Origin of the sequence: Laceyella putida, assembly GCF_042665195.1 — a bacterium.
Classification (GTDB): domain Bacteria; phylum Bacillota; class Bacilli; order Thermoactinomycetales; family Thermoactinomycetaceae; genus Laceyella; species Laceyella putida.
Window position 1 is genome coordinate 13,278 of record NZ_JBHTBW010000006.1, and the last position, 11,342, is coordinate 24,619.

Below are 11,342 nucleotides of genomic sequence, written 5' to 3' on the forward strand. Positions count from 1 at the left end.
CTTTATATTATTCTCACATGCGGAGGAATCATTTGTCAAGAACCTGATATCATCCCCATCTGCTCAGGCGTTACTCCACCTGCATTACTTTATGAAAAACAGGATGCGATCATCGTGGATGGTGTTCCATACTCCGCGCACAAAGATCCAGGCAAATTTGTTCAAGTGAAAAAACAGGTGAAATACTTCATCGTCGATACCGATGGAACCGTCTATGGATACAATGAAAGAGTATGAAAATGCGCATGCCCGTCATTTCGCGAAAAAGTGGCAAGCCCAAGCAAAAGAAACAGATCTCCATGCCCAAGCTGAAAATTATGTGAGTGAGTTTTTTTACCATGCCAACTTTGGCGGTTATATGTTTGAACTGGGCGTGAATCGGGCTTGGAATCTCCCCCGCGCATACAACGATCAGATCTCTTCCCTCAAAACCGCCCGATACAGCAGCGGAACCGAAGTTTTTTTTCACGCGAACCGGTGCGAACCCTGCAAAACGTTCCCGCCGGGCCACGATATCGGTTATGTGGGCAATGGTTGGAACGACCAGATCTCCCATGTCACTGTTTTCCGATAAAAAAGCAACTCCGGGGCCTCGATCCTGGAGTTGCTTTACATCCAGCAAAAAGCCCCCGCTCTCTAAAGGTGAGCGGGGCTTTCCATCCCATGGCCTCATTGCGTCTTCATCAAAGATTTGAAGTTTTCCACCTGGGAACGAATCCCGACTTCCGTTGGCAAACGCTCCATGCTGGAAGCCCCGAAAAAGCCGTCAATTCCTTGCGTGAGAGAAAATATCGTTTGCACATCGGCCGGTTCGGCGATGGGACCGCCATGGCACAAGACCAAAATGTCAGGATTCACTTCTTTGGCCACATCATGGATACGCTGGATCCGCTCTGCCGACTCCTCCAGCGTCAGTGCGGTTTCCGCCCCTATCGCCCCTTTGGTGGTCAATCCCATATGGGCGACCAACACATCGGCCCCCGCTTTTGCCATGGCCGCCCCCTCTTTTTCATTGAACACATAAGGGCATGTCAACATATCCAACTCGTGGGCCAAGCGGATCATCTCCACTTCAAGATCGAAGCCCATCCCGGTTTCCTCGAGGTTTTGGCGGAAAGTGCCGTCAATCAAGCCGACAGTGGGGAAATTTTGCACACCGTCAAAGCCCATTTCTTTCAACTGTTTCAGGAACACGGGCATCAGCCGAAACGGATCCGTTCCACAGACACCGGCCAACACGGGGGTGTCTTGCACAATGGGCAGCACCTCGCTGGCCATCTCTACCACAATCCCGTTGGCATCCCCATAAGGCATCAGCCCCGCCAATGAACCGCGTCCCGCCATCCGATAACGGCCGGAATTATAAATAATGATGAGATCGGCTCCACCCCGTTCCGCGAATTTGGCGGAAATGCCCGTTCCCGCCCCACACCCGATGATCGGGGAACCCTTGTCCACAGTCTCACGCAAACGACGCAAAGATTCTGTTCGCGGTATAAATGGCATGACCGTTCAGCCCCTTTATTCGTATTCGTGTTGAAGCATGTCTAGAAGTTTGGACGTGACCGCCTGCGCAAACATGGCATCATTGATGTTGCAATCCAGCTCATAAATGGAGATATCTTTGCGGGCATATTGCCTGATGGCGTCAAACAAGGCCTGGTCCGCTTCCGGCCACCAAAATTCCCTGCCGGGGGCATCCAATTCAGACAAGCCTTGCAGAGGGAGGAAAATCGCCACTTCCCCCTTGGAGCGGTTTGCCTTTTCAGCCAACAAGCGACCCAACTTGGCGTTTTCCTCCGGAGTGGTCCGCATCAGGGTGATGTTATCGTTCCAACAGTACAGCAACCGATCTCGATATTTGTCGGGAACGGTGGACATCCCCCAGAAGTTGACCATATCCAGACAACCGGGAGCGATCACTTGGGGCAACGCCCATTTGGCGGCCGCCTCCATGCGGGTGGGCCCCGCCGACAGTACCCCGCCCACCAGCTCATCGGCCAGCTCTGTCGTCGTCACATCCAACACACCCGTGATATAGCCTTGGTCAATCAACGATTCCATCGTTTTGCCGCCCGTCCCCGTCGCATGGAACACGAGCACTTCATAACCGTTCTCTTCCAATTGGGTTGCGCATTGATTGATCAATTTGGTGGTGTTGCCAAACATGGATGCCGTTATCAGCGGCTTGGTTTCAATCGGGGGGACTTCCGATTCCACCATGCCGACAATGATGCCGACCGCATTGGCGTAAATCTTGGCACTGATGCGATTCAATCCCGCCACATCCAAGATGGACGGAACCATGACGATATCGCTGATGCCCACATACGGCTGCGTATCCCCGGAGGCGACGGTGCTGACCATCACCTTGGGCACCCCCACTGGAAGCGCCCGCAGGCCCGATGTCCCAATCATGGTCCCGTTGGACCCTCCCATCGACAAGCCGCCATCGATCAGCCCTTGGTCAAACAACTCCTTCACGACCTTGGCGATCCCTCTGGTCATGACCGACATGGCCAAGGACTTGTCCTTTTCCCGCCGAAGTTCATCCAAAGTCATCCCTCCCGCAAGGGACACCCGTTCCGCGGGCACATCCGGTTCGAACAGCGGTTCACCCAGCACTCCGGTATTGATGGTGAGTGCATAATGGCCGCGTTTTTCTATCTCGCGCTTCACAAACGCGTAATCCGCCCCTTTGGTGTCCAATGCCCCGATCAGCGCAATGGTTTTACCCATCATAACCCCCCTCACTGAAAATAATTAATGAAAACAATTAATTATGTAATCAAAATATATATTTCTGCAATTACGCATCAATCCCTTTCTAAACAGCGAGCGCTTTTGCATCCTACCCGCTTCATTCCCGCAGAAACAAGCTTCCCCATGGCGATTTCTGAAAAAGAAAAAAACACAACCCCGCTTTTCTGCAAGGGTTGTGTCACACTGTCAAGACACTCTCATCACCGGGTGAGAAGACCTTGGTCTTGCATCCATTTTTTGGCGACATCCAAAGATTTCTTGTGTTCGATGTCCACTTGTTTATTTAATTTCTGCATCTCCTCATCAGTGATTTTGTTCGCCAATTGATTGATCACCTTCTCCAACTCCGGATGCTTCTTCAAGACTTCATTCCGGATGATGGGAACGGCATAATACGGCGGGAACAAATGCTTGTCATCCTCCAGCAACACCAGGTCATTGGCCGGGATTTTGCCATCCGTCGAGAAGGCGTCGATCACATCCACATTCCCGTTGGCCATCGCTTTATATTTCAAGCCAATTTCCATCGATTTCACGCTTTTGAACTTGGTTCCGTACAGCTTGTTCATGGCGGGAAGCGTGTCTTCGCGTATCATGAAGTCTTGCTCGGACCCCAGTATGAGATTGGGTGACTGCTTGGCCAAATCGGAAATCGAAGCGATGTTCAACTTCTTCGCTTCTGACCTGCGCATCGCCATGGCATACGTGTTGTTGAAACCGATCGGTTGCAGCCAAGTGACATCATACTTTCCCTTGAATTCATTTTTCACGAGATCATATGCCTGTTGCGGATCGGAGACGGCCTTCTGTTTCAAGATGTTCACCAAGCCCGTTCCCGTATATTCCACATAAATGTCAATGTTGCCGTTTTTCATTGAATTCCATATCACATTGCTGTTCAGCCACGTTTTCTTCTTCACTTTCAGATCCGTGTCCTGTTCGATCAAGAGCGTGATCATGTCCGCCATGATGTCCTGCTCCGTGAAATCTTTGCCGCCCACGACTACGGTATCGGAAGAGGCATTGACATTGCACCCCAACAGACCCACCGTCAGCGCCAGTGTCACCAATATGACCAACGCCGCTTTAAGTGGACGCTTTGGCATCGAGACAGCTCTTTTTTTGCATATCAATCACATCGACTCCTTTTGGCTATTGATCCGATTCATCTCATCCCTTTGGGCGTGAACAGACGGTCCAACCCATGCAATCCATAATCAAAGAGAATGGCAAGCAGGGCCGCCGGTATGGCTCCCACCAAAATGGTCGGTGCATCGATCATGCTGATTCCGCGCATGATGATATCCCCGAGCCCGCCCGCGCCGATGAAAGTGGCCAAAGTGGCTACGCCAATCGTCAACACCGTGGCCGTGCGAACCCCCGCCATGATGACTTGCCTGGCAAGCGGAAGCTCCACCATCCATAAAATCTGTCGTTTCGTCATCCCCATCCCGATGGCAGATTCAATCAATGCCTGATCCACATTTTTGATGCCCGTATACGTGTTCCGCATGATGGGAAGCAGCGCGTACAGCGTCAGCGCCACAATCGCGGGAACGGTGCCGATCCCAAAAATGGGGATCAAGAAACCGAGCAAAGCCAAACTGGGAATGGTCTGGATGACGGAAGCGATCATCAGGGCGACCTTGGCCAACCGCTCATGTCTCGTAATGACCACGCCGACGGGGATGGCGACCATGCAACCGATGATGATGGCAATCAGCGACAAGTAGATGTGTTCCCCTAATGCGGCAAGAAGGTCCTCCCAATTATTCATCAACGATTCAATGAACAAATTCAAGCCCCCTCAGCCTCCTCCATCAGGGTATCCGCAAGGACATTGAGAACACTCGCCCTCGTGACGACACCCACCAGCTTGCCGGTTTGGTCGGTAACCGGTATGAAGCCCCGCTCCCGTCCGTTCAACAGGGGCAACACGTCCTGCATGGGGGTTTCGGAATGGATGGGTTCCACATCCTTGGACATGACATCTTTCGCTTTCAGCCCTTCATTGTTGTAATGGGCATAAATCTCATTCGCGCCGATCACGCCCAAATAACGCCCTTGCTGATCGGTCACGATCAAGCCATTGACCTGGTGGCGCCTCATGAGTTGAATGCATTCCGCAAGTCCGCGCATCGGCGAGACGGTGATCGCCTTGGTGAGCGCATCCTTTGCCTTGGACAACAGCGAGGAATGAATAAAGCGCTTTTCCCCGACAAACTCCCTGACAAATTCGTTCTTCGGGTGGCGAAGGATTTGGTCCGGCACATCCCGCTGGACAATCACCCCCTCTTTCATCAGCACGATTTCGTCGGCGATCTTTAAGGCTTCATCCATGTCATGCGTGACAAACACAATCGTTTTGTGCAACGTGTTTTGCAACTTGACCAGCTCATCTTGAAGCTGTTCCCGGCTGATGGGGTCCAATGCGCTGAACGGCTCATCCATCAAGATGATGGATGGGTCCGCCGCCAGGGCCCGGGCCACACCGATGCGCTGTTGCTGCCCGCCCGACAGCTCGCGGGGATACCTTGAGCGGAACCGGGCCGGATCCATCCCCACCAAGTCGAGGAGTTCCTCCACCCTCTTTCTGAAAGTGGTAGAGTCCTCTTTTTTGAGCTTTGGCACCAGGGTAATGTTCTCTTCAATCGTCATGTGCGGAAACAAGCCGATTTGTTGAATGACGTAACCGATCTGACGCCGCAATTCCACCGCATTCACCCGGTTGATATCCTCACCGTTTACGGTGATGCGTCCGGTTGTGGGCTCAATGAGCCGATTGATCATCTTCAACGTGGTTGTCTTCCCGCAACCCGACGGCCCGATCAACGTCACCAGCTTGCCTTTGGGAATCTGGAGGTTAAGGTTTCTCACAATCGGATTTTTTTCATATGATTTGGACACTTCAATAAATTGAATCGCTGTATTTGTCATTTGCTCTCCTTTCTATTTTTTCTCGCCCCCGAGACAATCGAAGGTAAAACCGAGCTCAACACTCGGAAATAAGGGAATGATAGCTCCCTCATACTTTGCGATATGATCCACTGCGCTTTGGGGAAAAGGAAAAGTGCATAACAATCATATTGATTCGCCTACGAAGTTAGCTGTCGGATTCGGCGGGTTCCCATTTTCCCCGCCTAAGCCGTGTTGCTGGCACAACACAAGCCATTCACCCCAAACTTTGGTTCCCCCGCTTCCGCAACGCCCCATGGGCTTGCAGAACTCGGCCCTTCCTATGACTGTTATCAAGGGGTAGAGTTGATGAATTTTTAGTATTATAACATAAATCGATGTTATTGCAAAATCGGATAAAGCACTTTCGAAATTGTACATGAACCGAAATCGTTTCATTTATGCGGTGGGAGACTCATGCCCGGTCGGTCTCGGGATTTGGCAAAATGCCGGAAGTGGGCTTCATCCCCCATTGGCTTGTCGCCCGTCCGCATTGGCGATCCACGAAGGTTTCACCCTGCGCTTCCTTTTTCCGGCTTAAGCATGGGAAGCCATAAAAGGAAAGGCATCGGGAGCCTTGGACACAGTTCACCTCCTCGCCAATGTCACCAACCATCGGCCCCATGGATAGCAAGGGGTCATCCAGGAGACAAAGACGGAATCACCGAACCCGGAGAATGCGCATGCGATAGAATTGCCGGCGGCCCCCACCATAGCCCCCCATCCCGTCCCCGCTCCTTCCACCGTCGCTGTCTACTTGTACGTCTTGATTTTTTCTGGTCAAACTTGCCAATGGTCCGATAGGCAGATACACAAAAATCCCACGTACAAGAACAGATATAACGTCGCATCCATATACTGTCATCAATCATGGAACAAATTCAAAAAAAATGATACGGAGGTAAATGATGAGTCGACAACAAAGACATACTCATGAATTTTTAGGCAGCACAAAACTAGCCGAACAAGGTCAAGACAGACACAATCACCGATTTGCCGGAGTTACCAGTGAAGCGATCCCATTAAAAGGGGGAAATCACATTCACACTATAACGGTGAATACGGACTTTCTTGACCATCATCACAAACTCGTTATAAAAACAGGCCCGGCCATACCTGTCGGCAAGGGAAAACACGTACATTTAGTAAGGGGAGTCACTACAGTCGATGACGGTCATGTTCACAGATTCGTGTTTACTACGCTTATTGACCGCCCCCTTGTATAGTTGGAACGATTATGGCGATGAAAGAACACTCTGTGCTTTCAAACATTCTATTTGCATCTCTCTTCCATACCTAATATGAAATTGCCAGATATCCAAAGACCTTGGGGGATCCTCATGGTCTTTAATCTTTTTCTCCTTCTGAGATGCGAATGCATCCACATCACGCTCACCATTGGGATTTACGTTCGGATGATGCCAAGCTGCCGCGTGACGTGGTGCCATCGTTTCAGGACAGCTTCCGAATGGGTGAGCCGGCCAGACGCGCTCCTGCGGCATCGGCCCTCTCTTGGGTCAAATTCGGGCTCCATGCGACGACCTCCATCCCAAACGCGGCCCCAATGCGCGCCATCCGACAACCGGTTGACTTTTTATAGTTCATAAGCAGTGAAAGTATCACAGTCACAATGAATAAATCTGTTATTTTTCTCCAATTTTTATCATTTGTCCCGTATAAATGCGACCTGTTTGCAAGTTGTTGAGTTTCATGATTCGTTTCATTGGAACGTCATATTTTTGAGAAATACTCCATAGTGTATCCCCTTGTTTCACCACGTGGATCGTGAATTTCTCTTTGATAAAATCCGTATAATGGATCATTTTCCCTCTCCGGGGTGATCTGTGCATTTTCACTAAAATGCCTTCCTTTCTCAACACCCTCAACATTTGTTCCGCTCTATGCCGATAGGTGTCGCTTTTTACCGCTTCTTTGCCAAATCTCTTCATTTGCTCTCTCTTATTGGTTGAAATTTATTACGAACAGCGGGGGTGTCTGATGTCAGCAAGAATCCTCCTGAACCGAGAATTTCATAAGTCCGCTGTGTCAATTGATCTGTGCAGTTTTGCAGGCCAATGACGATTTTGGCTGAGCTATAGATTTTGTTTGCTTCTGTATAATCCACATATCCGTGCATCCATTTACGGGGGATTTGTTTCCCAATAAACTCCCTCATATATTCCCAATTGGCTCCCCAAAAATCAATGCGGATGTTATTGCGTATGAGAGGGGAAATGAGCGTTTGCAATGAAGATACGCGGAACACATCCGGTTTTTTTCTTAGAAATGCAGGATATGCATTTGCCACAACCGCTATATCACAGCGATATTTATCCACCGGTTTAACTTGGTGATGGACACGCTTATGGTATGCAAAATCTAAATGTGCCGCTTTGACACCTTGTTTCCTGTAGAATTTGCACATAGACGGCGTAACCGTGAACACAAAGTCCGGCTTCATTCGTTTAATTAATGGGAGGGAAAATTTTTCTGTATGCAGCGGATCTTCCGTTGCCCAAAGACTAGTGGTATTTTTGATTTTTCGGCAGCGTGATGAATCCATAATTGCTTTTCCTTCGTATGTTCATGTGTCCATCCCATGGAGACCAAAAGATCCGGTTGGAATTCATCGATCATATCTAAAATACTGTTTCTTTGAAGGGGTCCGGAAACGATAGCCGTATGCCCCGCATCCTTAAAACCGTTTGGCAAACCGTAGATCCAGATCGGGTGACTCTCCAGAAAGAGAATGTTCAACTCTTTTCACTTCCTCTCTTTATATCAGTCTTAAACCATAGTATGAACAGGGAAACTTTTGTGTCGCGGTACCAGTCCCTTACAAAGCTCATTGAAAATCCAAGATGGAAATAGATAAAATGCTGGTGCAAAAATAAATGTTGGGTATTAGTAAAAACAATCCCCCCAAACCAAAGGAAGCGCCAGATTCATCAATCTAAATCAACAAATTTAAAATATACGATTTTTCCCACAAAATTAACGAAAAGTGTATACTTTTATTAAAATTCATATTATAATATACATACAGACCGGTCTGTATGTATATGCGCAAGTTGTGTTGGTCAAATCATTTACAAGCGAACTGATTGGTATTAAATAGTAGATGTTATGTTGTTTTTATATTGAGGGCGTATTTTTCATTGTGACGAGAAAAACCCGAAAATAGAATGTGAAAATAAAAATAGCCCTCTTTACGGACAACACAGATGAGGGGGAAGAAAAGTGAAAAGCAAGAGAAAGGTGATGATAACCACAACTTCTGTGTTCATTTGTCAGATTCTAATTATCGGAATATTCGTGTTGCCGTACAACCAAGATTTGAATCCCATCTTGCACAATAAAGACGACGGATATCTTTCCAATGTCATTGCTTATATGAATTATTTCCTGACATTGCTGGCCACACTCGGAACGATCAGTGGACTGGCCTTTACTATCTTTGGATACTATCAATCCACGAAAGTCCCCCAAATGGTAAAAGAAGAAGTCAAAGTCCACTTCAACAGCATTATCCCCCAACAGGAACAGACCCAACAACAAATTCAAAAACTCCAAGAGACCACTTCCCAAAAGATCAAAGCCCTCCAGTTGATGTTGGAACCCAGCATCTTGGGAAAAAATGACGATCTTGATTACACCGACAGAATCAAGATGATCAATACGGCCCAAAACATATACCCCAACTTATGGCGATCAAATTATTATAAGGCGAAAATCAACTGGAACGAATTTGAAGCTCACCATAAAATACGGAACAGGGAAGCCGCAATGGATTTAATGAACCGACATATAGCCAAATACCCGGAACACTCTGACGCTTGGGTTGAGTTGATCAACTGGCTGATGAAGTCAGAACAGCAAACACGGGCGCTCACGAACTTTGAAAAGATGATGGAGTATCATCCCGAACTTGTAACATCAATAGAAACACTGATTGATTGGAGCAACTTGAGCACTGAAGATCAACATCATTACAAAGAGGAAATCAAGAAAAAAGTGATCATGCATAATGCCATAAAATCATGACCAACACCACTGCCAAAGTCGCTTCAAATGGGTACACCAAGAAGCATAGATGCGGCTTCCGAAAAAACTGGAACCGAGTTCACTTGAGATTTATGGTGCACATAGACAACGGCTCCATCAATACAAATCACTCACCGTTCATCCTTCTCCTCACGGTTTCGATGCCGTTCCCCAGTTCAGTTCCAACGCCCCCAAAAGACAGCTCCTCAATTGGAAAATTCAGATCAAAAAACACTTTAGCAGACTAACGTTAGAAATTCATTAGAAGATCGCTTTCTAATGGCCTATATCCATTTTTTACACACGAAAAAAGCCCGGAATCTCGGGCTTTTGTTTGGTGCTGATGACAGGATTCGAACCTGCGACCCCTTCATTACGAGTGAAGTGCTCTACCAGCTGAGCTACATCAGCATATTGATTTGATTCTGGTGGAGGCGAGCGGAGTCGAACCGCTGTCCGAAGACATCGCCACGCCAGCTTCTCCGAGCGCAGTCACTGTACTGAGTGTTCGCCCCTGTGACTGCCCAGTGACAGGCGTTCATAGAGACTAGCCACTAAGGATTCGCCTTCCGACCAGTGGCCGATCAGTCAGCTAGCCCACTAAGTTATGAGACCCGGCAGCTCCACATGGGCGATGGAGAAGCGGATCCTGGTCGCTTAATTAAGCAGCCAGAGCAAGGTTTTCGTTTTTGCCAGTTACATTTTGGCATTTGCGTGTTTAACGAGAGACGCAACCCCTCGGCTCGCTACTGACGCTCGAACTATCCCCGTCGAATCCCAAGAACGCCCCCGAGATTCAACCGTTTGTCGAGCGAAATTCATCGATCACAGTTTTAAATTATAGCAGGGTATAGAAAGATTAGCAAGAGTTTTTTTCAATTTTTTTATCGCATGTTTTGTTCTTTCAACCGGCGTTGAATCATGCGATCGGCTTCGCGCTTGGCTTCGGTTGCCCGTTTGTCATGCAGCTTCTTCCCGCGGGCCAGGCCGAGTTGGATCTTGGCGAATCCGTTTTTCAGATGCACGTCGAGCGGTACCAGGGTCAAGCCTTTCACCTTGGTGGTGCCCAACAGCTTGTCGATCTCACGCTTGTGCATCAACAACTTACGGGTGCGGGTGGGGTCCACGTTAAACCGGTTTCCTTTTTCGAAGGGGCTGATGTGCATCCCGACGATGAAGATTTCCCCCTTGTCGATGCGGGCGTAGCTGTCCTTGAGTTGCACCTTGCCCTGGCGGATCGACTTGATCTCCGTTCCGGTGAGAACGATGCCAGCTTCAAACGTTTCTTCTATATGATAATCATGATACGCTTTTTTATTCTTGGCGATAATTTTGGATGCTTTGCTTCCCATCGTTTTCACCTCAACCCGTAAAAATCGTGCATTGTACATTTTATCACAGAATCTGGCAAGTAGTCAACGCCCCCGCTTTTAAGCAAAGCAAAAGCAAAGGATAAAGGGCAAAGGATTCCCTGCGGCTCCTCTGCCCCATTTTCAGAGCTTGCTGACAAGTGGCTCTGGGGTCAATTTTTGAGTCTGCGTTCCTTGGTCGCTTTATCGGGAAGTGGCTCCGCTTTCAAA

12 protein-coding genes, 1 tRNA gene, 1 other RNA gene, 1 pseudogene and 1 riboswitch are annotated in these 11,342 nt (G+C 48.6%); of the genes and pseudogenes, 4 read left to right on the forward strand and 11 right to left on the reverse strand.

Annotated elements, in window-relative coordinates:
* Nucleotides 1-114 precede the first annotated feature (114 nt).
* The gene (locus tag ACFQNG_RS01780) at nucleotides 115-237 is read left to right on the forward strand and encodes a hypothetical protein (protein ID WP_379863095.1); all 123 of its coding nucleotides are present in this window, start codon (nucleotides 115-117) and stop codon (nucleotides 235-237) included.
* Nucleotides 215-574, forward strand: coding sequence for a hypothetical protein (locus ACFQNG_RS01785; RefSeq protein ID WP_379863096.1), 360 nt, complete (start codon nucleotides 215-217; stop codon nucleotides 572-574). The genes ACFQNG_RS01780 and ACFQNG_RS01785 overlap by 23 nt, the downstream gene beginning before the upstream one ends.
* 95 nt (nucleotides 575-669) lie before the next feature.
* Here ACFQNG_RS01785 and ACFQNG_RS01790 read toward each other — a convergent pair whose 3' ends face one another.
* The 6 genes from ACFQNG_RS01790 to ACFQNG_RS01815 all read right to left on the reverse strand — a co-directional run bounded on the left by ACFQNG_RS01790 (nucleotide 670) and on the right by ACFQNG_RS01815 (nucleotide 6,343).
* Nucleotides 670-1,506, reverse strand: a complete 837-nt coding sequence (locus ACFQNG_RS01790) for a phosphoenolpyruvate hydrolase family protein (protein ID WP_379863097.1) — start codon at nucleotides 1,504-1,506, stop codon at nucleotides 670-672.
* A gap of 15 nt (nucleotides 1,507-1,521) precedes the next feature.
* Entirely contained in the window at nucleotides 1,522-2,739 is a 1,218-nt protein-coding gene (locus tag ACFQNG_RS01795; RefSeq protein WP_379863098.1) for a Tm-1-like ATP-binding domain-containing protein, read from the reverse strand.
* Between the two features lie 224 nt (nucleotides 2,740-2,963).
* A complete protein-coding gene (locus tag ACFQNG_RS01800) occupies nucleotides 2,964-3,869 on the reverse strand; it encodes an ABC transporter substrate-binding protein (protein ID WP_379863099.1) in 906 nt (301 codons plus the stop codon).
* Nucleotides 3,870-3,928: 59 nt separating this feature from the next.
* Entirely contained in the window at nucleotides 3,929-4,540 is a 612-nt protein-coding gene (locus ACFQNG_RS01805) for an ABC transporter permease (RefSeq protein ID WP_379863464.1), read from the reverse strand.
* Nucleotides 4,541-4,560: 20 nt separating this feature from the next.
* Entirely contained in the window at nucleotides 4,561-5,700 is a 1,140-nt protein-coding gene (locus ACFQNG_RS01810; RefSeq protein WP_379863101.1) for an ABC transporter ATP-binding protein, read from the reverse strand.
* Between the two features lie 140 nt (nucleotides 5,701-5,840).
* A riboswitch (cyclic di-AMP (ydaO/yuaA leader) is annotated at nucleotides 5,841-6,005 on the reverse strand.
* A gap of 128 nt (nucleotides 6,006-6,133) precedes the next feature.
* Nucleotides 6,134-6,343 (reverse strand): hypothetical protein, encoded by a 210-nt coding sequence (locus tag ACFQNG_RS01815; protein WP_379863102.1) that lies wholly within the window; start codon nucleotides 6,341-6,343, stop codon nucleotides 6,134-6,136.
* 283 nt (nucleotides 6,344-6,626) lie between these two features.
* On the opposite strand from ACFQNG_RS01815, the gene ACFQNG_RS01820 reads away from it, so the two are divergent.
* Nucleotides 6,627-6,944 carry a YmaF family protein gene (locus tag ACFQNG_RS01820; protein ID WP_379863103.1) on the forward strand — a complete coding sequence of 106 codons (318 nt, stop codon included), beginning with the start codon at nucleotides 6,627-6,629 and terminating at the stop codon, nucleotides 6,942-6,944.
* A 226-nt stretch (nucleotides 6,945-7,170) separates the two neighbouring features.
* Here ACFQNG_RS01820 and ACFQNG_RS01825 read toward each other — a convergent pair whose 3' ends face one another.
* Both ACFQNG_RS01825 and ACFQNG_RS01830 read right to left on the reverse strand, forming a co-directional pair.
* Nucleotides 7,171-7,323 carry a hypothetical protein gene (locus ACFQNG_RS01825; protein ID WP_379863104.1) on the reverse strand — a complete coding sequence of 51 codons (153 nt, stop codon included), beginning with the start codon at nucleotides 7,321-7,323 and terminating at the stop codon, nucleotides 7,171-7,173.
* Between the two features lie 38 nt (nucleotides 7,324-7,361).
* A pseudogene (locus ACFQNG_RS01830) lies at nucleotides 7,362-8,475 on the reverse strand (DUF3880 domain-containing protein).
* Nucleotides 8,476-8,958: 483 nt separating this feature from the next.
* On the opposite strand from ACFQNG_RS01830, the gene ACFQNG_RS01835 reads away from it, so the two are divergent.
* Entirely contained in the window at nucleotides 8,959-9,762 is an 804-nt protein-coding gene (locus tag ACFQNG_RS01835) for a tetratricopeptide repeat protein (RefSeq protein ID WP_379863106.1), read from the forward strand.
* 335 nt (nucleotides 9,763-10,097) lie between these two features.
* On the opposite strand, the gene ACFQNG_RS01840 is transcribed toward ACFQNG_RS01835, so the two are convergent.
* From ACFQNG_RS01840 to smpB, 3 genes are all read right to left on the reverse strand, one after another.
* A tRNA-Thr gene (locus tag ACFQNG_RS01840) sits at nucleotides 10,098-10,173 on the reverse strand.
* A gap of 15 nt (nucleotides 10,174-10,188) precedes the next feature.
* Nucleotides 10,189-10,553: a transfer-messenger RNA gene (ssrA, locus tag ACFQNG_RS01845) on the reverse strand.
* Nucleotides 10,554-10,646: 93 nt separating this feature from the next.
* Nucleotides 10,647-11,114, reverse strand: coding sequence for an SsrA-binding protein SmpB (gene smpB / locus ACFQNG_RS01850; protein WP_379863107.1), 468 nt, complete (start codon nucleotides 11,112-11,114; stop codon nucleotides 10,647-10,649).
* Between the last annotated feature and the right edge of the window lie 228 nt (nucleotides 11,115-11,342).

What these genes read in the sequence shown, in the direction of transcription:
- ACFQNG_RS01785 (WP_379863096.1), top strand. Translation starts at nt 215, where the DNA reads ATGGATACAATGAAAGAGTATGAAAATGCGCATGCCCGTCATTTCGCG.
- ACFQNG_RS01790 (WP_379863097.1), bottom strand. Translation starts at nt 1,506, where the DNA reads ATGCCATTTATACCGCGAACAGAATCTTTGCGTCGTTTGCGTGAGACT.
- ACFQNG_RS01795 (WP_379863098.1), bottom strand. Translation starts at nt 2,739, where the DNA reads ATGGGTAAAACCATTGCGCTGATCGGGGCATTGGACACCAAAGGGGCG.
- ACFQNG_RS01800 (WP_379863099.1), bottom strand. Translation starts at nt 3,869, where the DNA reads ATGCCAAAGCGTCCACTTAAAGCGGCGTTGGTCATATTGGTGACACTG.
- ACFQNG_RS01805 (WP_379863464.1), bottom strand. Translation starts at nt 4,540, where the DNA reads ATGAATAATTGGGAGGACCTTCTTGCCGCATTAGGGGAACACATCTAC.
- ACFQNG_RS01810 (WP_379863101.1), bottom strand. Translation starts at nt 5,700, where the DNA reads ATGACAAATACAGCGATTCAATTTATTGAAGTGTCCAAATCATATGAA.
- ACFQNG_RS01815 (WP_379863102.1), bottom strand. Translation starts at nt 6,343, where the DNA reads ATGGGGCCGATGGTTGGTGACATTGGCGAGGAGGTGAACTGTGTCCAA.
- ACFQNG_RS01820 (WP_379863103.1), top strand. Translation starts at nt 6,627, where the DNA reads ATGAGTCGACAACAAAGACATACTCATGAATTTTTAGGCAGCACAAAA.
- ACFQNG_RS01825 (WP_379863104.1), bottom strand. Translation starts at nt 7,323, where the DNA reads ATGAACTATAAAAAGTCAACCGGTTGTCGGATGGCGCGCATTGGGGCC.
- smpB (WP_379863107.1), bottom strand. Translation starts at nt 11,114, where the DNA reads ATGGGAAGCAAAGCATCCAAAATTATCGCCAAGAATAAAAAAGCGTAT.